Genomic DNA, 24,425 nt, shown 5'->3' with positions numbered 1-24,425 from the left:
AAGCGCCCACCCCGCCGCCACTGCCAACGGCGGCCTGGATCAACAAGCCGGCGCCTCCGCGCGTGCAGGCGCCTGATGTAACGCAGACAATCCTTCCCTAATTCCCTGCGAAGGCTGTCTCAACAAGGTTGACAGGTTCCGCGACCGCCTTGTCGTAGGCGACGTCCGATGTGTACGGGCGCACGACGCGGGCGGCGACAGCACGTGAGACCGGCACGATAAAGCGCTCGAACGGCTCGGCCGGCGCGATCGGATCGCGTTGCAACAGCCGCTGGCGCAGCTCGCGGTCTTCCAACGATGCGGCAGCCATCGCGTTTCTCCTGGCCAGATCGTTGCGGCACGGCGTGCCCGCCGGCGTGAAGCGGATTCGGCGCTGGCGTAGTATCGCACACGGACAGGCAGCGTCACCGCGTCTCCACACCGAAGCGGCTGGCAACAGTATTGACATACGGCGCGGCGCGCATTAGTGTCCGCCGGAATGTTAGTCCAACATTCTGCCAACCAACCCGATGCACGCCGAGGAGGTGCTGCCGCAACGATTCACTGGAGGTCGTTTGAAGCTCGTGCGCCTGGCGCACAGATCGCATGGACGGGAGGACGTATGCTGGCCAGTCTACCCCTGCGTCGCACGCTGTTCGTCACCGGGCTGAGCGTGCTGCTCGCACTCGGCGTGAGCTGCAGCAGCAACAACAACAACAGCAGCGGCAACAAGCCGGCCAACTCCGGCGCGGCCGTCACCCAGGCGCCCGCGGCCAGCGCCGCAGCGGCTGCCACGAAGGCTCCCGCGGCCAGCGCCGCGGCCGCCGCCTCGGCAGCCCCCGCCGCCAGCGCGGCCGCCAACACCAGCGGCAGTCCCGCCGCCGGCGGCGTGCAGACCGTCGCCAAGACCTTTAATCCGCCCGGCGGCAGCGCTGACTGGCTGAGCGGCGCCTCCGGCTGCCACGGCGTGAAGGCGCCAGCAGGCGCCGAGGCGCCCAAGGCATCGGATACGGGCATCACGCCCACCGAGATCCATCTCGGCACCACACAGCCGCTGAGCGGCGCCGCCGTTGGCTACATCCCGATCATCAAGACGATGCAGGCCTGCTTCAACCAGGTGAACGCCGAGGGCGGCATCTACGGCCGCAAGATCAACATCACCGTCTACGATGACCAGTACATTCCGGCGAACACGGTGCCGCTGGTGCACAAGCTGGTCGAGCAGGACAAAGTCTTCGCCATCGCCTCGCTGCTCGGCACGCCGACGAACACCTCGGTGTTCGACTACCTGAACGACCAGAAAGTGCCGCAGATCTGGATCCTTTCTGGTGCACCAGCCTGGGGCGCCGACCCGAAGAGCCATCCGTACGCGATCGGCTGGCAGCCGGACTACGTCTCCGAAGGCAACGCCTACGCGACGTACATCCAGCAGAACCTCAAAGGCAAGAAGATCGGTATCCTCTACCAGAACGACGACTACGGCAAGGGCTATCTGCAGGGGATCACCAAGGTCATCGGCGATAAGGGCACGGCCGACAACCCGATCGTCGACGAAGAGGTATACGAGACCACGGCCTCCGATGTCAGCGGCCAGGTCACGAACCTCAAGGACAAGGGCGCCGAGGTCTTCATCCTGATCGCCATTCCGAAGTTCGCGGGTCTGGCCCTGAAGGCCGCCGCGGACCAGGGCTGGAAGCCCGCCATCATCCTCAACTCCGTGGCGCTCGATCCGAGCCTGAACGGCCTGGCGGGCGGACCGCAGAACGTGACCGGGGCGATCTCGGACCTGTACTACCACCAGTTCAACGAGAACGACCCGGCCGTCACCGAGGTCAAGGACTTTCTCACCAAGAATGCGCCCGACGTGCAGATGGCCAACTTCCCGATCTTCGGCTACATGATCGGGCAGACCTACGTCGAGACGCTGAAGCGGGCCGGCGTCAACCCGACGCGCGACTCGCTGATGCAGGCCGCCGAGTCGTTCCAGAAGTGGACGATTCCGCAGTTGCTGCCGGGCATCACCTTCAGCACGAGCTTCGATAACCGGCGGCCGCTGAGCTGCTTCAAGCTCGCCAAGGCGAACCCCGAAGGCAGCTTCGACCTCTTCGGGGATACCATCTGCGCCCACCAGTAGGTGCACGTCCTCCGGCACACCACGCAGGGCGGGATCCTGGCCGGGATCCCGCCCTTGCGCGTGCCGCCCGACGGCGCCCCTCAGGCCGCCTTCTGCCACCAGCTAATCTGGCCGTGCACGGCGCCCTGACCGATCTTCTTGATGCTCGAACCGTCCGGCGCCATCTGGTACAGCCCGTTCGTGCCGACAAAGATCACGCTCTGGCCATCCGCCGCCCACTCGAGGAAGGGCAGATCTTCGTTCAGGTTGGTCACGCGCTTCAGTCCGGAGCCATCGACGTTCACCAGCCACAGATCCCATGGCGCGCCGTGCGCCTGCGCGGCGGACGGCAGCAGCGGCCCCAGCAGGCGCGTGAGCAGCTTGCCGCCGTCTTTCGGCGCCGAATCGATCCGGCCGATACCGCCGCCCACGGCGGCGAAGATGATCTGCTTACAGTCGGGCGAGAGGCGCGGCGCGAAGAACGCCTGCATGCCCGTATTGCCATTGACGATCGCCTTGCCGTTCTGGCCGTTGCCGTCCGCCACCCAGACGCCGTACGAAGTGAAGTCCGTCTGGTTGAAGTTCACGTACGTGAGCTTGCTGCCGTCGCGGCAGAGGTCGGTGCTGTTGGCATCGACCGCAAGCGTTGTCACCTTGCCTGAAGCCACGTCGATCGAGCGCGCCTCGTAGGTCTGGCCCTGGTACTGGCCCTGGGCGTCGTACTGGGTGAGGAAGTACGAGTAGACGATCGCTTTGCCGTCCGGCGTCCACGAAGGCGATTCCAACTCGACGCCGGACTGCTCGTGCTTGAGCAGCAGGCGGCGGTTGCCGCCGGTGGCGTCGGCCAGGTAGAAATCGCTGCCCCAGTTCGCCGCCACGTTGCCGATGAAGGGCGAATCCAGGGCGTAGAGGTACTGCGTGCCGTTCGGCGACCAGGCCGGATAGGTCACGAACAGCCCCTCGGGCGCGGTGCAGAGCTTTGTCTCCTTGCCGCTTTTGACGTCGCGCAGATAGAGCGAGGCGTCGCGCGTGATCAGCAGGCTGCTGCCGGATGGCGGCGCCGCCGTCACCGGCCCTCCGCCCGCTTGCGAGCAGTCCACGGCCTGGGCCGAGACGTTCTCCTTGCGCTTGCCGCCGCCGCAGGCCGCGAGGACGAAGGCAGCGCAGAAGATCAGGATGACGGCGGCCGTTCCGGGGAAGCGTTGAACGCGGGCGCGCTGAAGCGCGCCGGATGCTGGCAACGTCACGAACGAGAGACTCCTGAAAGCCCGCCAGATCGGCGCAAGCGGCACTCGTGGGGCCGGCGCCACGATCGTAGGTTTCCGTCGCGCCGCGGGTCAAATTGACGGAGACGTGGCGGGCGTTGCCGAGGCCCGAGGAGCGGCTTGATCGCTGCAACCGTGTACGATACGAGCCGGCGCACGGAGTGAGGTGGCCGCTTCAGGGATGAGCGGGTGAGCGAGCTGCCGGGAACGCCCGGTATCACCGGCGCGGACGGCCCGATCCGGGGAAGCGGCGACTGGGCCGTGCTGCTGGCCGACGGCCGGCGACTGCTGCCCGCGGATTTCCGCTCCGGGCAGTTCGGCGCCAATCGCCGGGAATGGCGCGACGGCGAACGCGGGCTGCGCGTCACGTTCGAAGGCAACGACGGCTTCATGAGCGCCGGCGAGCGGCGCACGCTGACGCTGACCAATAGCGGTTCGGTCCCAATCGAGCTGGCTGAAATCCTTGTGTGGTGCGCCGAATCGCGGGTCGAAGCGCCGGGCCTGACATCGCCGGCGGGGCGGGCGGTGTGGCTGCACAGCCGCCAGATGAACGGGCCGGTGCTGAGCCATCGCTTCGCGCAGGGCGAGGCGCACCCGAGCTACCCCGCCAGCTACGTCCGCCGCTCCGCGCACGAAACGGCGTACATCAGCGCCTCGATGTCGCTTGATGCCGCGGTCGATAGCACGGCATCCGAGCTGCGCGGCTTCATCACGACGGCGCGGCAGTTCGGCGAGCTGCGCTGGCTCGTCTCGACGGACGAGAGCCAAACGCTGCGCCGCGAAGCTGCCTGCCTGCTCGACGGTTGGATCCTTCGGCCGGAAGAGAGCGTAAGCTCGGAGACGCTGCTCTACCTTCAGGGCGAAGACCCACTTCTCCAGACTGACGAGTACGCCCGCGCGACGGCCGCGGCGATGCAGGCCCGCGTGCCGCCGCGGGCGCCGAGCGGCTGGTGCTCCTGGTACTTCTACTGGAACCGCGTCTCCGAAGCGGACGTTCTGCAGAACCTGGCGGCGCTGCGACGCGAGCGCGGCGCCGTCGAGCTGGTGCAGATCGACGACGGCTGGCAGTCGACCACCGGTGACTGGCTCACGGCAAACGAGCGCTTCCCCTCGGGCATGGCGGCACTGGCCGGCCGCATCCGCGAGGCGGGCTTCACCCCCGGCCTCTGGCTGGCGCCGCTGGTGCTGCACAAGGACTCGCAGACCTTCCGCGAGCATCCAGACTGGGCGATCCGTAACCGCGACGGCTCGGTGCGCTTCTTGCAGACCTGGCTGGGCGAATGTGCCGCGCTCGACTGTACCCATCCCGAGGCGCGGGCCTGGCTGCGCAAGGTGATCGGCACGGCGGTCACCACCTGGGGCTACCCGTACCTCAAGCTCGACGCGCTGGTCTTCGCGGCGCAGGAAGACGCGCGCTACCACGAACCGAACACGACGGCGGCGATGAACCTGCGCCGCGGCCTTGAGGTCTGCCGTGAGGCCGCGGGCGAGGAGACCTTCATCCTCGGCTGCACCTGCCCCTTCGGCCCGGCCATCGGCCTCGTGGACGCCATGCGCGTGGGCCCGGACGTCGACGCGCTCTGGTTCAACGGCGAACGTCCCTCGGCCTTTCAGTCGCTGCGCATGACGCTGCCGCGCTGGTTCATGCATCGCCGCTTCTGGCGGAACGACCCGGACTGCCTGGTCGCCCGCGACAGGGCCGATTTGACGCTGGTGGAGACGCGCACGCTGGCCACCGGCATCGCCATCAGCGGTGGCAACGCCATGCTCAGCGACGATCTCGCCGCACTCAGCCCAGAGCGCCGCGCCCTGGCCGAGAGCGTGCTGCCGCCGTACGGCGTGGCCGCGCGCCCCGTGGACCTGCTCGAACGCGAATTGCCGCGCCTGTTCAGCTTCGAGCAGGAGGCGCCGCGGCAGGGCCGGCGGGTGGTGGCCCTGTTTAACTGGGAGGATGAGCCGCAAGCGATCGCGATCGACTTCGCGCAGCTCGGCGTCCCGGCGGGCCAGGGGCAGCACGTCTTCGAGTTCTGGGAACGGCTCTACCGCGGCGTGCTGCAGAACGGCGTGCCGGCGGAACGGATCGAGCCGCACGCCTGCCGACTCTACTTGCTTACCCCGGACGCGGGCCATCCCTGCGTCGTCGGCGCGGCAGCGCACACCAGCATGGGCGCGCTGGCCATCGCCGCCGAGCGCTGGGAGGCGCAGCGGCGCGAGCTGAGGATCACGCTGGCCCCCTCGTGGGAGCGGAAGGACAGCCTGTTCATCGGTCTGGGCGACGACCGCCGCGACGCCGGCTTCAGTGTAAGCGGCGCGACCGGCGCCGAGCGGGCCGGCGCGCTCTTGCGCATCGACGTTGATCCGGCGCTCTCGCGAGAGATTGCGATCGCCTTTGCGGGTTGATCGTTCATCCTTACGCGGCGTTGACCTGCCCGCCGCGCCCTCGTAGGCTCAGGCTGCGCGGGCGACGCCGTGCAGCGGTCAGCAAGGGGAGGAGGCAGGCTATGGCCCGCGAGCTGCCGCGATTCTTTTGGGTGCGCCAGAGCGTGCCCGACGACAGGCTCGGGGACATCGCCGCGGTGCTCAGCGCGGAGTTCTGCAAGCTCGACGGCCGTGTACGGCCGGGCATGAGCGTGGCGATCACGGTCGGCAGCCGCGGACTCTCGCGCATGGCCGAGTTGGTGGCGCTGGCGGTGCAGGAGTTGCGCAAGCGCGGCGCCGAGCCGTTCGTGATCCCCGCGATGGGCAGCCACGGCGGCGCCACGGCCGAGGGTCAACGCGAGATGCTTGCGGGCTACGGCGTGACCGAGGCGAGCGCCGGCTGCCCGATCCGCTCCTCGATGGACACGGTGCAGGTAGGCACCACGCCAAATGGCTGCCCCGTGCACTGCGACGCGCACGCCTTCGCCGCCGACGGCATTCTGGTCTTTAACCGGGTGAAGCCGCACACGATCCTGCGCGGCGAGCTGGGCAGCGGCCTGATGAAGATGGTCGGCATCGGCCTTGGCAAGCACGCCGGCGCCGCGGCGATCCACCTGCTGGACGTGGAGAAGGAGCTGATCCCTGCCGCCCGCCTGGCGCTGGCGCACGACCCCGTCCTGGCGGGGCTCGCCCTGGTCGAGAACGGCCTTGGCGAGGCGGCGAAGCTGGAAATCGTGCTGCCGGATGAGATCGAGGAGGCCGACAAGCGGCTGCTGACGCTCGCCCGCTCCTACCTGCCGCAACTGCCGATCGAGCCGCTCGACGCGCTGATCGTGCGGCAGATGGGCAAGAACATCTCCGGCACCGGCGTCGATCCGAACGTGGTCGGTATGCATCGCCGCCTCGGCGGTGAGCCGGACCACGCCATCCGGTATGTCGCCGCCCTGGACCTGACCGAGGAGAGCCACGGCAACGCCACCGGCGTGGGCATGCTGGACCTGATTACCGAGCGGCTGCGCGCCAAGATCGACTGGGAAGCCACGGCGATGAACTGCATCACCTCGGGCTTTCTCGGCGGCGCCAAGCAGCCGCTGGCGCAGCGCACGGACCGCGAGCTGTTCGAGCTGCTGGCCTCGCTGATCGATGGCGCCCCGCGCATTACGCTCAGCAACGATACCGCGCACCTTTCGCGGATGCTGCTCTCCGAGGCGCTGTTGCCGGAGGCCATGGACGATCCACGGCTGACGGTTCTCGGTCAACCTTGCCCGCTGGTCTTCGACGCCGAGGGCGCGCTCGCGGCCGGCTGAGTATCCCGCAGCCCTGTGCGCGGTACCTGGGTCGGCCGCGCCGCCTTCGCATGGTCAACCGTCGGCGCATGCTCCGAGCTCTGCTCGCGTCGCGTCTCCCGACTTTATGTGCAACAAGCATGCTTGACGTCGTCACGGCGGCTTCGGTGTTGCTGGCCGCGCCCGGCACAGGCTACGGTGATGGCCAGTCGGTTGTTGGACGTACACGCTGCAAGGGGCCGGAGTCTATAAATTCATGTGCCGTCAACCGGCCCGCTTTCTATTCCAACTCCGCCGCAATATCGTCCTCGAAGGCGATCTGCAACTGGCGGAGCTGGAACTCAGTGCCTTTCTGCCTGGCGCCGTTGTCGGCCTGGATGGCCTGGCCGCGGCCGCCATGACGTGGCCGTCGCCGCGCACCCCACGCGGCTTCGGCGCGCCGGGCAGCCACGGCCGGCTGAGCGGCCGCCAGGGCTACGCCGCCGACGGCTTGGTCGATCTGCTGCCGGTGCTGATCCGGCGACTCTCGTTCGTGCAGCGCATCTACTGCCTGACCGACGACACGGAGCATGCCCGCCGACTGCGTGCACCCCTTGAGCAGAGCATCGCTCCGGTCATCACCTGGGACGCCGTCGGCGGGCAGCTCGTTATTCAAGCGATACCGCACTACGCCCTGATCGAGTTCTCGCAGGTCGTTGCCCGCCACTCGTCCGGCCCGGCGGAGATGAAGCGCAACCTCGACGCGCTGCTCGCGGCTCTGCTCGGCCGGACCGCCGACCGGCGCGCGATCCAGCTTGCCGAACAGGCGCTGGCGGCCGGCCCGACCACCGCGCACCTTTCGCACGACATCCACTACTACAAGGCCAAGTTCTTCCCGCGCATGGTGCGCTCGCTGTTGAACGTCTGCTCGCTGCGCCTTGGACCTGGCCAGCAGCGGGCGATCGACAGTTTTGCGGGCAGCGGCACGACGTTGCTGGAGGCGTCGCTGCTCGGCATCCCCAGCGTGGGCCTCGACCTCGACCCGCTCTCCGTCATGATCGCCAGGGCCAAGCAGGAGGCGCTTCGCCTCGACGCGGACGATTTCGCGGTGCAAACCGCCGGCGTGCTCGACGCCATCCGGGCGCAGAGATCGGGCCAGCTTAGCCTGTTCGACCGGCTGGCGGCAGCGCCCGAGGAAGACGTGGTCTTCCCGGCCTGGCTGATGAAGAACCGACGGATGAACGCGGCCATCGCCGCCGACCTCAACCGCGAGATCCGCGCGGTCCGGGCCGGCGTGGCGGCCGGGGCGCCAGAGATCCAGAACATCCTGCGTGTCCTGATGTCGGACGCGATCGCGCGGAAAATCCGCATGCGCTTTCTCGGCACGGGCGTCGGCCGCTTCGCCCTGACCTTCGCCGTCACCTCCATGGTCAAGCACTTCAGCACGGCGCTCAGCGAGTACGTCAAGGTGGCCGCGACCTCCGAGTGGCTGCGCGAGACGCTGCACATGGAACTTGCCGAGGCGCAGGTCGTGAGCGCGGACGCACGGCGCATTCCCGACGACCTCGGCCAGTTCCAGATCCTCGTAACCTCGCCGCCCTACCTACCCGCCTCAAGCGGCCGCGAAAGCTACGCAAAGGCAAGGGCGCCGTCGCTGATCGCGCTGGGTATGCGCCGGCACGACGATGTCGACCTGCTGGTAGACGAGACGATCGGGTCGATGGACGGCGCGGGCGCCGACCTCGAGCACCTGCGGCCCGAGGAACGAGCCGTCGTCGATTGGCTGGCGGCCGACGAGCTGCGGGCGATCAAGGCCGCGCCGACCGCGCGCTACTTCCTCGACATGCGCGCCACATTTGCCGAGATGCGGCGCGTGCTCTCGCCGGGCGCGCTGGCCGTGGTGGTGAGCGGCAAGCAGAGCACCTTCTAACAGTTCTCCAGCCGAACCGCGCTGCAGGTTGTGCCCGCGGCGGAGATCCTGGCCGCGGAGGCGTGTGACGCCGGCTTCGCCGTCGAGTCGCTGATCGACGTGCAGCTCACCAAGTCCAACCGCAACGCCCGGCCGCGATCGCTCGACGAATATTACGAGACGCTGATCGTGCTGCGGCAGCCCGGCGCCGCGCCGTAGCCCGCGCTAGGGCAGCCCGTTGCGGCGGCAGATCGCCGCGTAGAATTCGGCGCTGGGCTTCGCGCGGCGCACGAATGTCTCGCGGTCGACGGCGATCAGGCCGAACTTCGGGCCGTAGCCCAGCGTCCACTCGAAGTTATCCATTGCACTCCAGTGGATGTAGCCCAGCACCCTGGCGCCGTCCGCGATCGCGCCGTGCAGAGATCTGAGCGCCTCGCTGATGAAGGCGATGCGCCGCGTATCATCCTCCGTGCCGATGCCGTTCTCCGTCACGAGCACGGGCTTGCCGGTGCCCGTCCAGGCCTCGCGCACCGTAGCGCCGAGGGCGTTCGGCCAGAACTCGTAGCCCATCTGCGTCGTTTCCACGCCCGGTTCCGGCGCCAGCGTGCCGCCCGCGGCGATCCGCGCCCGCGTGTAGGTCTGCACGCCGATGAAGTCCGAGGCGTCGCCCTTCGCGGCTTCGAGGTAGATGTCGTGGTTCTGATGGCGGATGCGGGCGGTACGCTCCTCGCCGCCCTCCAGCGCCTGGTACTCCGTCATCGCGAGACAGACCCCGACCTTCGCCGCTCCGGGACCGGACTTGAACGCCTCCAGCGCGGCGGCGTGGGCGCCGATGAAGTTCTGGTCCACCTGCTCGCGCAGCGCGTTATCGCGTTTGCCGGGCGGGAACTGGCCGGCCTGCCAGCCGATCCGCGCCACGATGTTGGGTTCATTGAGTGTGCAGACCCAGGGGATCGCCTCGCCCAGCGAGCGCGAAATGCGCTCGGCGTAGCGGCGGAAGTAGGCGATGTTCTCGCCGCGCTCCCAGCCGCCGCGGGCGGCAAACCAGCGCGGCGAGGTGAAGTGGTGCAGCGTGACCACGGGCGTGAGGCCGTTGCGCCCGCACGCGTCGATCACGCGGCGGTAGTAGGCGAGCGCGGCGTTGGAAAACTCGCCCTCTTCTGGCTCGACTCGCGCCCACTCGATCGAGAAGCGAAACGCCTTCTGTCCAAGCCCAGCCAGCAGCGCCAGGTCGTCATCATAGCGGTGCAGGAAGTCGCAGGCGTCGCCGGATGGCTCGCGGCAGGGACTTTGCGGATCGTGTTCCCACGCCCACCAGTCTGAGTTCCAGTTGCCGCCCTCGATCTGGTGCGCGGCCGTCGCCGTGCCCCAGATGAACCCTTCCGGGAAGTTCATCGCCGTCCTCCTGAAGCACGATCACGCCCCCGCCGCGCCCATCGAAGCCCCGGGGCGCGGCGCAACAATCGCCGGCCACGCCGAACCCGCCTGAGTTCAGCGCCCAGGCCCGCGGCGGCTCGCCCCGCCGCGATGGTGTCTGCGGCGACGACTATGGGCTGCGCCCCGGCTGCTCCGACCGCATGCGCAGCCAGCCGCGGCCGCCCTCGTCCAGCACCAGCTCGACGTTGCTGCCCGTCTGCAGGAAGCGCAGCCGATGCCGGCCGCCGCGCATACTGCGGATGCGCTGGCGCAGCGGCACGGTTGTGCGCAGATCGTTGAGCCAGAGGTAGTGCCCATCGATGCGCAAACAGCAGGCCGCGTTGCGCGCCGGGGCATCGCCGTCGTAGAAGACGATCACGCGGCGGCCATGGATCACCGGCCGCAGATTGCGCAGCTCCTGCAGCTCGGAAACCGGCCTGTGCGGAGCGGTCCAGGCGGGTCCAATCGCCATCACTGCACCGTCTACGCGAGCGCTGCGGGCGCAACGCGTCGGCACACAGTATAACGGAGGCAGAGGCCGCGGCCAGTGCGGAGATCGGACACCGAAATGAGCGTTGAACAGCTGGCCGACAGCGCGGGGCCACTCACGGCAGCCGACCTGATGGCCGTCGCCATGGCGCGGCTGCTGCGCGACGGCGAGCGCGTCTTTCACGGCGTCGCCTCGCCCTTGCCGATGGTCGCGATCCTGCTGGCGAAGCGGCTGCACGCGCCGAACCTCGTCTACATCAACATCGCCGGCTCGATCGACCCGGCGCCGCACCACCTGGCGAAGTCCAGCACGGCGCCGGCCCTGCTTCCCGGCAGTGCGACGCAGTTTACGCTGGCGGATTTGTTCGACCTTTCGGCGCGCGGTGGACTCGACACGGCCTTTCTCGGCGGCGTGCAGATCGACGGCGCGGGCCGCATCAACATGAGCGCGATCGGCGAGTTCGCCCACCCACGAGTGCGGCTGCCGGGTGGCGCCGGCAGCGCCCTGATCCTGCCGACGGCGCGCCGCACGATCCTCTGGCGCACGCAGCACACGCCGCGCAGCCTGGTGGAGCGGCTGGATTTCGTCACCGCCGCCGGCCACGTGGACCGTCTGGTGACGCCGCTCTGCGTCTTCCGCAAGCAGGGAGACGGCTTCGTGCTCGAGGGACTGATGCCTGGTGCAGCGATCGAGACGGTGCGGCAGCAGACCGGTTTCGCCTTCGCATCTGCAGACCCCGCCCCTATGCTGCCGCCGCCGAGCGCCGCCGAGTTGGCGGCGCTGGCCGAGGTCGATCCGGAGCGCGTGCGCGAGGTCGAGTTTCACTGAAGCCCAACGGCGAGGGGGACGACGTACGAGCCGTGGCGCGGCTGCCAGGTTCGCGGCGCCCGCGGCGCGCCTGAAGATCCGCCGCGGCGTGATCGGCGGGCGCAGCCGGCGTTCACACCAAAGTTCTGCGCAAATAGCGCCCCGCGATCGCTGCAAAACCGCCGCGTAGGTCTACGCTAAGAGACGAACGGATGCTCCGCGACTCAGCGTTTGTGGGCCGCGGTCTAGCTGGGTTCCGCAGGGAGGTGCCATTGTGGTCATCCTGGTCGTTCTCCTGATCGTGCTCGCGGTCATTCTGGTCTTCGGCGTGCTGCCCAGCCTGCGCATCTCGCAGGAGTGGGAGCGCAAGGTGGTGCTGCGCCTCGGCCGCTTCGCCGGCGTGCGCGGGCCGGGCGTGTTCATCCTCCTGCCCTATATCGAACGTACGCCGTTCACGATCGACATGCGCACGATCACCTCGCCGCTGAAGGCCGAGCAGACGCTCACGAAGGACGGCACCTCGGTCACCGTCGATATGATCGTCTTCTGGCGCGTGGTCAACCCTGAGTGGGCGGCGATCCGCGTGGCGAACTACGCCTCGGCCGTGCTCGGCGCCTGCCAGGCGGGCCTGCGCGACGTGATCGGCCGCACCAACCTGGCCGAGCTGCTCTCCAACCGGCAGCAACTCGACACCTACCTCGCGGGGCTGCTCGATGCGCAGACCGAGGCGTGGGGTGTCAAGGTCGAGTCGGTGCAACTGCGCGACATCCAGATTCCGGCGAGCCTGATCGACGCGATGAGCCGCAACGCGCAGGCCGAGCGCGAGGCCGCCGCCCGCGTGCTGCTGGCCGAGAGCGAGAAGAAGGTCGCGCAGAACTTCGCCGATGCGGCGCGCATCTACGAGACGGATCGCAACGGCATGCAGTTGCGCGGCATGAACATGCTCTACGAGGTGATGAAGGCCGGCAACGGCACGGTCATCCTGGTGCCCTCGTCCGCGCTCGACTCGATGAACGTCGGCGGCCTGGTCAGCGTGGCCAGCACCGCCGCGAACGGTCGGTAGCAAGGGCGGCGCGGCCCGCGTCCGCGCCTATGGCATCGGCGCAGGCGCGGGGCGCGCGGTCTCGCGCTCCAGCGTCTCCGTCGGCATCTCAGGCGTCACCGTGCCGTTGCTGTTGTGGGCAGCGGGGGACAGCACGGCGCCGGCTGACTCGGCGCGGCCGCGGCCGCGGCGCAGGGTGGCGCAGAAGGGGCAGGCCACCCATGAGTAGCTAAGCGGGCGGGCGCAGTTGGGGCAGGGCTCCTTGAGCTGCGTGGTGCAGGACGGGCAGACGATGTAGTCGTCCAGCACGCGACGGTGGCAGGTGGGGCAGCCCTTCTGGTCTTCCAGCTCCTGCAGCAGCGCTTCTTCTTCGAGCGTGCGCTCGTAGGCTTCGGCCAGCGTCAGTTTCGGGCGCAGAATGAGGTAGAGCCAGAGGCCGGGCAGGTTGAAGACCAGCACCATGAAAACCGAGAGCGCATGATAAAACGGATCGCGGCTGCGGTCGCGGATGTCGCGGTAGACCCAGATCAGGCCCGCGGCCCACAGGACGACGATGTAGGTGATCAGGATCGCCGCGGTGTATTTGACCGTATCCTGCCAACTGCCGCCCGGCCACGAGACGGCCACGGGCCAGACCATGCCGGGGACCAGGTTCGCCATGCCGCTCCTCGCTCCAGCCTTCGCGATGCCGCGTCTCGCACGATTATAGCAGCCGTACGGTTGACGAAACAGAAACGATCGCCGTCAGCGGTCACATCCGTTATATCATAACAGCATGAGCAACTTCACCGCCGGACTGAACCCCCGCCAGGCCGAGGCCGTGACCGCGGTTGGCGGCCCTGTGCTGATCCTCGCCGGCCCCGGCAGCGGCAAGACGCGCGTGATCACGCACCGCATCGCCTATCTCGTGGCCGAGCGCGGCGTGAAGCCCTGGCGGATCATGGCCGTCACCTTCACCAACAAGGCCGCCCGCGAGATGCGCGAGCGCGTCGATGCGCTGCTGGGCGAGGCGGCGCACAGCCTCACGCTCGGCACCTTCCACGCGATCTGCGCCCGCATCCTGCGCGTGGACGGCGGCGCCATCGGCATCGACCGCAACTTCTCGATTTACGACGACGCCGATCAACTCGGCGTGGCCAAGCGCGTCTTCTCCGAGCTGGGCGTGGACCCGAAGCAGTTCAGCCCACGCGCCGTGCTGGGCGCGATCTCGCGCGCCAAGAATGAGCTGCGCGACGCCGACGAGTACGCGCGCGCCGCCGGCTCCTATTTCGAGGAGGTCGTGGCGCGCGTCTACCGGCGCTACCGCGACTACCTGCAGGCCGAAAACGCCGTCGACTTCGACGACCTGCTGATCCGCACCGTCGATCTCTTCACGGGAAGTCCGGAGACGCTGGCAAAGTATCAGCAGCGCTACGTGCACGTGCTGGTGGACGAGTTCCAGGACACGAACGTCGTGCAGTACGTGCTGGTACGCGAGCTGGCGCGCGGCCACAACAACCTCTGCGTCGTCGGCGACCCGGACCAGTCGATCTACCGCTGGCGCTCGGCGGACATCCGCAACATCCTCAACTTCGAGCAGGACTTCGCCAACACGAAGGTCGTGCTGCTGGAGCAGAATTACCGCTCCACCGGGACGATTCTCGAAGCGGCGCAGGGCGTGATCAGCGCCGCCGACGACCGGCCGGAGAAGGGGCTCTGGACGGAGAACGAGCACGGCCTGCCGGTAACGGTCTTTGAGGCGCAGGACGACGAGGGGGAAGCCGCCTACGTGGTGCGCGAAATCATGTCCGGCTTGCGTTCGGGCCAGCATCCGGGCGATTACGCGGTGATGTACCGCACCAACGCGCAATCGCGCGCCGTCGAAGAGGCGCTGGTGCGCTCCGGCATCCGCTACCGGCTGATTGGCGGCACGCGCTTCTATGACCGCCGCGAGGTCAAAGACCTGCTTGCTTATCTGCGGCTGATCAACAACCCGCGCGACAGCGTCAGCCTTGCCCGCGCGATCAACACGCCGCCGCGCGGCATCGGCCCCGGTACGCTCAACGAACTGTCGGTCTGGGCAAACGCGCTGGGCGTGCCGATGTACCACGCGTTGCAACTGCTGCTGGCGCACGACCTGGGCTCTGGCGAGGCTGCACTGGACCGCCCGCCGCCCTTCAGCGGCCGCGCCGTGCGCCCGCTGCTGCGCTTCATTACCCTGCTCAACGACCTGATCGAGCTGGCGCAGCGGGAGCCGGTGGCCGACCTGCTCAAGGAGCTGCTGGAGCGCATCGACTACCGTCGCTACCTGCTCGATGGCGGCGACGACGGTGAGGATCGCTGGGCCAACGCCGCAGAGCTGGTGAACCTCGCCAGCCAGTACGACGCCGAGGCGCTGGATGTGGCCCGCGACCTCGACGCCGACGACGAAGCGCCCAAAGAGGAGATCCAGCGCACGGCGCTCGCCGCGTTCCTGGAGGACGTGGCGCTCGTCTCCGACGCCGACGAGGTCGACCAGCGCCAGGACGCGGTGACGCTGATCACGCTGCACGCGGCGAAGGGGCTGGAGTTTCCGATCGTCTTCATCCTCGGCGTCGAGGAGAACCTGCTGCCGCACGTGCGTTCGCTGGAAGACCCCGAGCAGATGCAGGAGGAGCGGCGGCTGTTTTATGTCGGCATCACGCGGGCGCGCGAGCGGCTGCACCTGTCGCACGCCATGCGCCGAGCGGCCTGGGGCACGGCCGCCTTCAACGATCCCTCGCGCTTCCTGCGCGACATCCCGCCCGCCGTCACGACAACGCGCAGCCGCGCGGAGGGCCATCTGGTCAGCCGCGCCGCCACCCTGCGCCGGCAGCTCGGCGCGGCGCCAAACGTCGCCGTGGCGCCCGCGGCTGCCGCGCAGGCGGGTACGAACGGTCAGGCTGAATCCGCCTTCCAGCCGGGCGACCGCGTACGCCACGCCAAGTTCGGCGAAGGCATCGTGGTGAGCGCGGCGCCGCGGGGCGAAGACTTCGAGGTCACGGTGGCCTTCAAGGGCAACTTCGGCGTGAAAAAGCTGCTGCAGAGCTTCGCGCCGCTGGAGAAGGTCTTCGCCTGAGGCGCGGCGGCCGGCGCGTATCTCCGATTCCGCCCGCGCGTGAACAGATGACGAGAAATGCCACGCTCACGGCGCTCACCACCGGCCTGCCGCACCGGGTCGCCGCCGGCGCGCCCTTGTGGCTGCGCCCCGCGCAGGCTCAGGACTGGCTTTCGACGCACGGGCTGCGCATCCTGGTCATCGTCGTCGCGCTGGGCGTCGTGCAACTGCTGATCCGCCGCCTGGCGCCGCATGCGATTCAGCGAGCGATCTTCGCCGGCCTGCCGGAGGGCGTTCCCGGCGAGCGCGAGAAGCGCGCCCGCACGCTCAGCGGTGTCACCGTCAAGGTCAGCGGGCTGGTGCTGTTCTTCATGGGGCTGTTCATGGTGCTGGAGGAGCTGGGCTACAGTCTCACGCCGGTCGTCACCGGCATCGGCATCAGCGGTATCGCCATCGGCCTCGGCGCCCAGGGACTGGTGAAGGACACGATCAACGGCCTCTTCATTCTCGGCGAGAACCAGTTTCGCCAGGGCGACTACGTCACCGTCGCCGGCGTCTCCGGCACGGTCGAAGACATCAATCTGCGCCGCACCCTGCTGCGCGACATCGACGGCACCGTCCATACCGTGCCGAACGGCGCAATTCAGATCGCCAGCAACCATACGCGCGACTACTCGGGCGTGAATATCCTTGTGTTGATCGCCCTCGGCGCCGATCTTGACCGGGCGCTTGCCGTGGCCGAGCGCGTGGGCAACGAGCTGGCCGCCGAGCCGCGCTTCGCCGCCGATATCGTCGAGCCGCCCCATCCGGCCCGCATCGAGTCGATCGACGAGAAGGGTGTTACTCTGCGCGTGCTGGGCCGCGTTCGCCCCGGCCGCGCCGGTGCGGTCACGTTCGAATACCGCCGGCTGCTGAAGCTGGCGCTCGATGCCGAAGGCATCCGCTACGCGCCGGTCGCCGCGCTGGCGCCGGAGCAGAGTTCGGCCGCGGGTGCGGCGGGAAACGTCGTTGCGCCGGGTTCCCAGCCGGCCGCAGCGCCACCAGGCGTCGCGCCCGAGCGTCGCAACAGCCGCGATTCCGGGCCGCTTCCCGTTGAGCGCCCGACTTCGACGGACGCCTCACCCGGCAGGCACACTGACTCGTGATCGTCGCCGCCAGCCGGCGCGGCGCCTGCTTCGGCGTGCCGGCGTGTACGGAACACACGTGCCGCGACGCTGTCGCCACGTGCGAGGTCTGCACGACCTTGCGAGGCAGACGGGCGATCGATCGGCGCTATAGTGTTTGGGTGACTGGCAGCCAGGTAAAGGCGGCGAGCGATGCACGGATTCGCGGGCGGCAGCGGCACGGGCGCAAGCTGGCAGGCGGCGCTGGACACCGCGCTCACTGGAATCGAGGCTGGAGGGCGAGCCGACATCGCCTTTCTCTTCGCCCACTCGGCCTTCGCGCCGCACTACGCCGAACTGGTGGCCGCGGCATGGGAACGCATCGACCCTCGACACCTGATCGGCTGCTCCGGCCAGGGCGTGATCGCCACCAGCCGCGAGATCGAGCGTGAACCGGCCATCTCGGTCATGACTATCTCCTGCCCGAACGCCGAACTGACGCCGCTGCGCCTCGAAGACGCCCGACCGAGCCTGCCGGGCGGCCTGGCGCCCATGACGGCATGGCTGGTCTTCGCGGACCCGTTCAGCGTCGATGGCGAGTGGCTGCTTGAGCGCTTCGCCGCCGCATCACCGGCACCGCCCGTGATCGGGGGCATGGCGTCGTCGTTACACGGACCGGCGGAGACCGCGGTCTTCCTCGACGGCGCGGTGTACGAGGACGGCACAGTTGCGCTGGGGCTTGGCGATGGTGTCGCCATCCTGCCGATCGTCTCGCAGGGCTGCATGCCGATCGGGCAGCCGTGGATCGTCACCGGCGCACGGGAGAACCTGATCGAGACGATCGCCGGCCGGCCCGCGGTGGAGGTCCTGACGCAAACGCTGCGTGAGCTCGACGAAGAGACGCGTGCCCGCGCCCAGTCAAACCTGTTGCTGGGCCTGGCGATGGACGAGTACCGCGACCAGCACGGCATCGGTGACTTCCTGGTCCGCAACCTGCTCGGCTACGAGCCCAAAACCGGCGCCATCGCCGTCTCGGCGCTGCCGCGCGTTGGTCAAACGGTGCAGTTTCAGTTGCGCGACGCGCGTGCCGCAACGGAGCACCTGCGCCTGCAACTGGAGGCGGCCGGGGCGCGGCTCGGCGGCTCGCGCCCGGGAGCGGCGCTGCTCTGCAGCTGCAACGGCCGCGGCGCCCAGCTCTTCGGGCCCATCGATCACGATCCGGTGGCCATCGCCCGCGAGCTGGGCGACGTACCCGTTGCCGGCCTCTTCTGCAACGGCGAGTTCGGTCCGGTCGGCACGCACAACTACCTGCACGGCTTCACGGCCACGATCGCGCTGTTCACGCGCCCGGGCGAGAAACCGGCATAGTTTGTCCTCCGCCACGCCGAAACACGAATCTCCGGGAGGCCTGCGGCGGAAAGACGGCGTGCGGCCCAGGCCCTCACCCCCGACCCCTCTCCCAATCCTGGGAGAGGGGGGATCGGATGCCGCGCCTTCAGCCTCAATCATCCGTATCAAGATCTCCCCTTCCCCTAGAATTGGGGGAAGGGGTCGGGGGATGAGGGCCCGGCTCACGCCTACGCGCGGGCCAGCTGCTTCGTGCGGCGCGCGGCGCCGCCGTTCTTCGCGGGCGCCGCCTCCGGTGCTCCGCGGCTGCTCGCGGCCTGCGCCGCAGCGTCGCGCAGCTCGGCGAACGAGGCTTGCAGGCATTCGGCGAAGACCCATGGGTCGGGCACCTGCTTCGGGTCCACCGTCGTGCCCATCGTCAGCACCTGGTTGTAGCTGAGGATGGCGACGAACAGCCCGATGTTCGAGGCCAGCGGGCCGAGCGGATACCAATGCAGCAGCTTCTTGCCGGCGAGGTAGAGCGGGATCTGTGGCCCCGGCACGTTCGTCGAGACGGTATTGAGCAGCGTGTTCGGCACGTCGAACTGACTGGCGAACGCCTGCCAGGTGGGCGGCACGTTGCGGGCGAAGTCGGTCAGCGCGAAGAGGCCAGCGGCCTGGCCGCCGGTCTTCAGCCGCTCCATCGCCTGGCGCTCGGCGTTCAGGCGCTCCACCGGGTCTTTGATGCCGACGTAGAGCGGCGCGAACATCATCGAGACAAGATTGCCGAGGGCGCCCTGCTCTTCGGGCCGGCGCATCGAGACGGGACACATGGCGCGCAGCTCGATGCCGATTGTCGGGTAGTCGTGCCGCTCCAGATAGCGGCCGAGCCCGCCGGCAAGCACGGCCAGCACCACGTCGTTCACCGTGCCGCCCAACGTGGCGCGGATCGCGCGCACTTCGCTGAAGGAGAACTGCGCCCAGGAGAACTGCCGTTCGCCCGAAAGCGGCCCGTTGAAGGGCGTGCGCGGCGCCGGCTGCATCAAGAAGGGCATCGACGTGGTGATCGCGTTGGTGATCTGCTCTGCCCGCCGGTTCAATTCCTGCGGCCGGAACAGGCGGAAGCTTTCGTCGGTCCAGGACTGCGCCGTCTCCGTCATGCGGTCGCGCACCGCATCCTGCAGCAGGGTCAGCGGATCGGGCTGGGGTCGCGGCTCCCAGGGAGCGGCGGGCGGCTCCGGCGGCGCCGCGTCGGCAGTGAGTTCGTGCATGATCATCGTCAGGTCAACGCCCGAGACGCCATCGACCATGGCGTGGTGCACCATCGAGAGCAGCATCGTGTTGCCGCTCTCGTGGCCGTGGAGCACGATCAGCTTCCACAGCGGATGGGCGCGGTCCAGTACCTGGGCGAAGAGGCGGCCGGCGCCTTCCGAGAGGGCGCGATCATCGCCGGGCTTCGGCAGCGTCGCCTCATCGATGTGCTGGCGGATGTCGAAGGCCGTGTCGTCTTCCCAGGTCGGATGGTTGATGCCGAACGGCGGGAAGACGACCTTCTGGCGGTAGCGCGGCAACTGGTGCAGCCGGGCGTTGAGCACGTCGATCACGTCTTGCCGCGTAAGCATGCCTTCGTAGACGCCGACCGAGCCGACGTGCATCGGCTGGTTCGCCTTCTCGACATAGAGAAAGGAAGCGTCCAGGGTGGTGAGGCGGCGATTCGTCGGCTGCGCCACGGCATTCACTCCGTTCAGATGCTCAGACTGGCTTGCGCTTCCCCATCGGGCAAGGCCGGCCGGTGCCCCATTCTACGCCCCTGGATGCGCCCTAGCCGGAGCCGGGCAGGAAGAAGCGGCGGAACTGCTCCTCGGTTTCGAAACGCGGCACGTTGCCCGCCTCCGGGTCGAGCGAGCGCCATTCGCGCTCGAAGCGCTCGAAGCTGAGCGGCGTCAGCCAGACCGCGCCGGCGGGTTCATCGGCGCGGTCGAAGGCGAAGCGCTGCGGCGTGTCCTCGGTAACGTCGAGCACGGTGTAGGTGCGCGAGCCGCGGTCGTCCTCCCAGTGGATCACGACGCGGCCGTCCCAGTCCTGGCAAAGCAGGATCGGGCGCACGGCCACGCCCTCCGGCCCGCGCTCGCTCTCGACGAACAGCACGGCGCGTTCGCCGGCCGGTCCGGCCACGACCGGGGTGTAGGTGCGCGGATAAGCAAGGGCGCGAAGATCGTCAATCGTCGCCATAGCCGCTGCCCCCACGTCCTTCGATTCGTCTTCCGAACTGCCCCTCGCCGATCGCGCGTCTCGCTTCTCCGTCCTCCGGAGTCGGCGACGAAACGCATTATCTCGGATCAGCGGTGCAGATCCGGCTCGCTCTGCGTCGCCCGGGTGCGCACGGTGAACACGCCGTCGCCGCTGAGCACGCCGCCACGGGCGAACAGCCGCCCGTGCTGCCAGTTGGAGAGACCCAGCTCCGGCCGCCGCAGCGCATACTGCCCATCCACCCAGCGGGTGAAGCCGTCGGAGACGAACGGCGCATCGACCGCCTGGTAGAACCACGCCTGCTGCACCGCATCGGCCGCGATCAGGCTGGCGACGAGGCGCGGGCTGTGCCGGTTGAACAGCGCCACGGCCTCGGCCACGTTCTCCACGACGATCAGGGTGACTTCCGGCGTCTCCTCCCACTCCCATTCGCGGCCCAGCTCGGCGGCGTCGAGCAGCTCCGCCAGCGGTTCTTCAACATCGCCCTCGGCGCGGCGCACCAGCGTGCGCGTCTCGAACCACGCCGCCGGGACGCAGGCTTCACTGCCCCGCGCCACGTGCAGCCTGCTGCCGTGGCCGCGGCGTTCGCCGGCGCGGCAAAGCGCGTCCAGGAAGAGCGGCACGAGTTCGGCGGCGCGCTCGCGCACGATGCAGCAAACGTTGAGGGTGTTGCAGACTTTGCGGTCGAGCGAGTGGTAGACCGCGGCAGCAAAGGCGGTGGCCGGCGCGCTTTCGCCCGCAATCAGCCAGGCGCCGCCGGCGCCGTGCAGGCTGACGGGAATGCCCGACTGGCGCGCGACGGCGCCGAGCTGCGCCACGGCAGGGCCGGAGCCGCGAGCCACGGCCAGAGCGAGGCGCCGATCGGTGAACATGGCCCAGCCGGCGGCGTGTTCCGCGCTCTCGACCAGCGAGGCGGCGCCCGGCGGCAGGCCCGCCTCGGCCAGCGCCGGATCGAGGGCGCAGCGCACGATCGCCCGCGCCGTGCCGAGCGCGTCGCTGCCGATGCGGAAGACGACCGTGTTGCCGCCGCGCAGCACGCCGGTGGCGTCGGCGAAGACGTTGGGCCGGCCCTCGAAGACGAAGCCGACGACGCCGAGGCCCGCGACCAGCAGGTCGACACGCAGGCCAGGCTGCTCCACGGTCTCGACCACGCGGTCGCGCTGCGGCGGCGCGTCGCGCCACTCGTGCAGGCCGGCGATCATGTCGCGTCGCATCTTTTCGGTGGCTTCCAAGCGAGTGGTGGAGCGGCCCCGGGCCCGAGCGCTCTCGACATCTCGCGCGTTGGCGGCGGCGATCTCCCGCCAGACCGCGCCGTCTTCCAGACGGTTGGCGAAGGCTTCGTAGAAGCGCGTGATCTGCGCGTCTGCGACCGTGCCCATTGCGGCGAAGGCGGCGGCGGCGCGGCCGACGGCCCCGGCGGCGATCGCTTGCTGCTCGGCGGGGATCAGCAGCAGTTCGCCCGTCTCCTGCACCACCACGAGCCGGTCGCCGGGCCGGAAGCGGGCGGCCAGCTCCGGCGTCACACAGCTCACACGATCGCCGCCGAAAGGAATCGGCATGCCGGGCTGCAAGGCAGAGAGTGCGGCGGTTTCGGGCATCGCATGCCTCGGGAAGGGATGACGTCGCACACAGGGTAGCGCACTCGGCACCGGCGCGGGCGTGGCCGCAGCAACAACCATCGAAGCCGGTCGCACGCGCGCCGGCACACGGCGTATTGCGCAGGCTAGGGCACGCGCGGCCGCACGTCCTGCATGAAGCGTTCCATCGCCTCCTGCCGGCCGGCGACGCCGTGCGGCGCCACGATGTCGAGCAGCAGGTGCGTGACGCCGATGCGCGCGTAGGCGGCGATCTGCTCGAGCATCTCGTCGCCGCGGCCGTGAATCGCCGTTGCCGGATTCACACCTCCGTGCAGGCCGAGGTGCACGCGGGCCGAAAGCTCAATCGAGGCCGGGTCTCGTCCGGCGCTGCTTGCGAGCTGTTGCACACGCCGCCACTGCCCGGCGAGCACGTCGGGCGGCGTGAAGGCCGCGTGAAAGCCATCGCCGTAGCGGGCGGCGCGGCGCAGGGCCGGCTCGGTGTGGCCGCCGATCCAGACGGGGATGTGGCCGCGCGGCGGCCTGGGCGAGAAGCCGATCTCGGGGAAGCGGTAGAAGCGGCCGTCGAACGAGGGAGTTTCTTTCGAGAAGAGCGTCTCGAAGATCTCGAGCTGTTCGTCGGCGCGGGCGCCGCGATGGTCGAAGGGCATGCCGAGCGCGTCGAACTCTTCCTCCATCCAGCCGACGCCGGCGCCGAGGATGGTACGCCCCTGGGAGAGAACGTCCAGCGTGGCGAGGAGCTTCGCCGTCTGCACGGGCGGGCGGTAGCCGAGGATCAGCACCGTGGTGCCGAGGCGGATGCGCTCCGTGCAGGCGGCGACGAAGAGCAGCGTGCCGATCGCGTCGAGCCAGGGGATGCCGAAGGGCGCGGGGAAGTCACCGCCCTCGGAGTAGGGATAGCGCGAGGCGAGGCTGGCGGGCCAGGCGATGTGATCGCTGGCCCAGGCGGAGTCGACGCCGAGCGCCTCGGCGCGGCGAGCGAAGCCGAGCAGGTGCTCGCGGTCCGCCTGGTGGCCGAGGTGGGGCAGGTGCACGCCGAACTGCATCGCGATCTCCCGCGCGGTCCGGCCAAAATGCCGCATGCCGGCTCCGGCCCGCGGCACCATCATACGGTTTGCTTCAATCCTCACCCGGCGGTGAGGCCGGGTGCGACGATACTTGGACTTCATCCCTTCACTTCCTCAAGTAGTTTCAATCCTCACCCGGCGGTGAGGCCGGGTGCGACAAGTGAAGCATAGGGAAGGATAGGACAATGACAACGGTTTCAATCCTCACCCGGCGGTGAGGCCGGGTGCGACGTATGGTGCACTGTGAGCACCCATGGCCACACCGTAGGTTTCAATCCTCACCCGGCGGTGAGGCCGGGTGCGACCGGGTGCGCGTCCACCACAGCCAGTACAAGCTCTAGTTTCAATCCTCACCCGGCGGTGAGGCCGGGTGCGACGACCGGCTGAAGCGTTCCTAAACTGACACGCTAATCGTTTCAATCCTCACCCGGCGGTGAGGCCGGGTGCGACGCCTCGGCCAGGTCCGTGGGGTCGCTGGTCGCGTAGTTTCAATCCTCACCCGGCGGTGAGGCCGGGTGCGACGACCGGCTGAAGCGTTCCTAAACTGACACGCTAATCGTTTCAATCCTCACCCGGCGGTGAGGCCGGGTGCGACGTCTCGTTGCCGGAGCCATCCAGCTCCGTGACCTGGTTTCAATCCTCACCCGGCGGTGAGGCCGGGTGCGACCTGGCCCAGGAGGGACAGCGCGATCAGGTAGGCCGTCGTTTCAATCCTCACCCGGCGGTGAGGCCGGGTGCGACGCGAGCCGGTGCGAATACCGAAACAACCCTCATGGTTTCAATCCTCACCCGGCGGTGAGGCCGGGTGCGACTGGCGGTGCACTCCCGGACGGCTGGCGTATTCATCGTTTCAATCCTCACCCGGCGGTGAGGCCGGGTGCGACACGGACTCACGTCGTCGGACTCCGCGCCGCCGCGGTTTCAATCCTCACCCGGCGGTGAGGCCGGGTGCGACCTCCCGCCGCCGCTCATAGAGACGCTCGAGGAAGCCGTTTCAATCCTCACCCGGCGGTGAGGCCGGGTGCGACCGGTGTTTGCGTGTCCATTGGTTCCTCCGGTTGGTGTTTCAATCCTCACCCGGCGGTGAGGCCGGGTGCGACAGGCGCACCACGAGCGTGTCGCCCTCGCCAATGGTGTTTCAATCCTCACCCGGCGGTGAGGCCGGGTGCGACTCCCGCATGGCCGCGGCACGCTCTTTCCCGCCGTGCTGCAGTTTCAATCCTCACCCGGCGGTGAGGCCGGGTGCGACCATTCCCGGCACGGTCACGGCCGGCGAATCTGACGAGGTTTCAATCCTCACCCGGCGGTGAGGCCGGGTGCGACCG

The 24,425-nt window shown here is 68.9% G+C and carries 19 protein-coding genes and 1 CRISPR repeat array; of the genes, 10 read left to right on the top strand and 9 right to left on the bottom strand.

Features of this window, described 5'->3' with window-relative positions; genetic code table 11:
- Positions 1-97: 97 nt before the first annotated feature.
- The gene (locus VKV26_13585; GenBank protein ID HLZ70928.1) at positions 98-310 is read right to left on the bottom strand and encodes a hypothetical protein; all 213 of its coding nucleotides are present in this window, start codon (positions 308-310) and stop codon (positions 98-100) included.
- A 291-nt stretch (positions 311-601) separates the two neighbouring features.
- Between VKV26_13585 and VKV26_13580 the strand changes: the two genes are divergently transcribed.
- On the top strand, positions 602-2,113 hold the full coding sequence (locus VKV26_13580; protein ID HLZ70927.1) for an ABC transporter substrate-binding protein: 1,512 nt from the start codon (positions 602-604) through the stop codon (positions 2,111-2,113).
- Positions 2,114-2,193: 80 nt separating this feature from the next.
- Here the strand turns inward: VKV26_13580 and VKV26_13575 are convergent, their stop codons facing one another.
- Positions 2,194-3,339: a hypothetical protein gene (locus VKV26_13575; protein HLZ70926.1), complete on the bottom strand. Its 1,146-nt coding sequence runs from the start codon at positions 3,337-3,339 to the stop codon at positions 2,194-2,196.
- 207 nt (positions 3,340-3,546) lie between these two features.
- Between VKV26_13575 and VKV26_13570 the strand changes: the two genes are divergently transcribed.
- The 4 genes from VKV26_13570 to VKV26_13555 all read left to right on the top strand — a co-directional run bounded on the left by VKV26_13570 (position 3,547) and on the right by VKV26_13555 (position 9,168).
- A complete protein-coding gene (locus VKV26_13570) occupies positions 3,547-5,757 on the top strand; it encodes an alpha-galactosidase (GenBank protein HLZ70925.1) in 2,211 nt (736 codons plus the stop codon).
- A 101-nt stretch (positions 5,758-5,858) separates the two neighbouring features.
- Complete coding sequence (locus VKV26_13565) at positions 5,859-7,082, top strand: lactate racemase domain-containing protein (GenBank protein HLZ70924.1); 1,224 nt, start codon at positions 5,859-5,861, stop codon at positions 7,080-7,082.
- Between the two features lie 235 nt (positions 7,083-7,317).
- Positions 7,318-8,970, top strand: coding sequence for a hypothetical protein (locus tag VKV26_13560; protein ID HLZ70923.1), 1,653 nt, complete (start codon positions 7,318-7,320; stop codon positions 8,968-8,970).
- 30 nt (positions 8,971-9,000) lie between these two features.
- Positions 9,001-9,168: a hypothetical protein gene (locus VKV26_13555; GenBank protein HLZ70922.1), complete on the top strand. Its 168-nt coding sequence runs from the start codon at positions 9,001-9,003 to the stop codon at positions 9,166-9,168.
- A 6-nt stretch (positions 9,169-9,174) separates the two neighbouring features.
- Here VKV26_13555 and VKV26_13550 read toward each other — a convergent pair whose 3' ends face one another.
- Complete coding sequence (locus tag VKV26_13550) at positions 9,175-10,344, bottom strand: glycoside hydrolase family 1 protein (GenBank protein HLZ70921.1); 1,170 nt, start codon at positions 10,342-10,344, stop codon at positions 9,175-9,177.
- A gap of 151 nt (positions 10,345-10,495) precedes the next feature.
- Complete coding sequence (locus VKV26_13545; protein HLZ70920.1) at positions 10,496-10,837, bottom strand: hypothetical protein; 342 nt, start codon at positions 10,835-10,837, stop codon at positions 10,496-10,498.
- 96 nt (positions 10,838-10,933) lie between these two features.
- Here VKV26_13545 and VKV26_13540 point away from each other — a divergent pair, with 96 nt between their 5' ends.
- Together VKV26_13540 and VKV26_13535 are read left to right on the top strand one after the other, a co-directional pair.
- Complete coding sequence (locus tag VKV26_13540; protein ID HLZ70919.1) at positions 10,934-11,683, top strand: CoA-transferase; 750 nt, start codon at positions 10,934-10,936, stop codon at positions 11,681-11,683.
- Between the two features lie 253 nt (positions 11,684-11,936).
- Entirely contained in the window at positions 11,937-12,725 is a 789-nt protein-coding gene (locus VKV26_13535; GenBank protein ID HLZ70918.1) for an SPFH domain-containing protein, read from the top strand.
- Between the two features lie 27 nt (positions 12,726-12,752).
- Here the strand turns inward: VKV26_13535 and VKV26_13530 are convergent, their stop codons facing one another.
- The gene (locus tag VKV26_13530) at positions 12,753-13,364 is read right to left on the bottom strand and encodes a zinc ribbon domain-containing protein (GenBank protein HLZ70917.1); all 612 of its coding nucleotides are present in this window, start codon (positions 13,362-13,364) and stop codon (positions 12,753-12,755) included.
- A gap of 115 nt (positions 13,365-13,479) precedes the next feature.
- On the opposite strand from VKV26_13530, the gene VKV26_13525 reads away from it, so the two are divergent.
- From VKV26_13525 to VKV26_13515, 3 genes are all read left to right on the top strand, one after another.
- Positions 13,480-15,780 (top strand): UvrD-helicase domain-containing protein, encoded by a 2,301-nt coding sequence (locus VKV26_13525; protein HLZ70916.1) that lies wholly within the window; start codon positions 13,480-13,482, stop codon positions 15,778-15,780.
- 47 nt (positions 15,781-15,827) lie between these two features.
- Complete coding sequence (locus VKV26_13520; protein ID HLZ70915.1) at positions 15,828-16,904, top strand: mechanosensitive ion channel family protein; 1,077 nt, start codon at positions 15,828-15,830, stop codon at positions 16,902-16,904.
- Between the two features lie 171 nt (positions 16,905-17,075).
- Positions 17,076-18,230, top strand: a complete 1,155-nt coding sequence (locus tag VKV26_13515) for an FIST N-terminal domain-containing protein (protein ID HLZ70914.1) — start codon at positions 17,076-17,078, stop codon at positions 18,228-18,230.
- Positions 18,231-18,439: 209 nt separating this feature from the next.
- Here the strand turns inward: VKV26_13515 and VKV26_13510 are convergent, their stop codons facing one another.
- The 4 genes from VKV26_13510 to VKV26_13495 all read right to left on the bottom strand — a co-directional run bounded on the left by VKV26_13510 (position 18,440) and on the right by VKV26_13495 (position 23,079).
- On the bottom strand, positions 18,440-19,918 hold the full coding sequence (locus tag VKV26_13510; GenBank protein HLZ70913.1) for a wax ester/triacylglycerol synthase family O-acyltransferase: 1,479 nt from the start codon (positions 19,916-19,918) through the stop codon (positions 18,440-18,442).
- A 91-nt stretch (positions 19,919-20,009) separates the two neighbouring features.
- Entirely contained in the window at positions 20,010-20,420 is a 411-nt protein-coding gene (locus VKV26_13505; protein HLZ70912.1) for a hypothetical protein, read from the bottom strand.
- Between the two features lie 107 nt (positions 20,421-20,527).
- Positions 20,528-22,036: an aldehyde dehydrogenase family protein gene (locus VKV26_13500; protein ID HLZ70911.1), complete on the bottom strand. Its 1,509-nt coding sequence runs from the start codon at positions 22,034-22,036 to the stop codon at positions 20,528-20,530.
- Between the two features lie 125 nt (positions 22,037-22,161).
- Positions 22,162-23,079: an LLM class F420-dependent oxidoreductase gene (locus VKV26_13495; protein HLZ70910.1), complete on the bottom strand. Its 918-nt coding sequence runs from the start codon at positions 23,077-23,079 to the stop codon at positions 22,162-22,164.
- Between the two features lie 70 nt (positions 23,080-23,149).
- A CRISPR array of direct repeats spans positions 23,150-24,423; the repeat unit is 37 nt; unit sequence GTTTCAATCCTCACCCGGCGGTGAGGCCGGGTGCGAC.
- Positions 24,424-24,425 lie beyond the last annotated feature (2 nt).

It is taken from the genome of Dehalococcoidia bacterium (assembly GCA_035310145.1).
Classification (GTDB): domain Bacteria; phylum Chloroflexota; class Dehalococcoidia; order CAUJGQ01; family CAUJGQ01; genus CALFMN01.
Note: the sequence above shows the minus strand (reverse complement) of the source record. Positions and strands in the feature narration are given on the sequence as shown.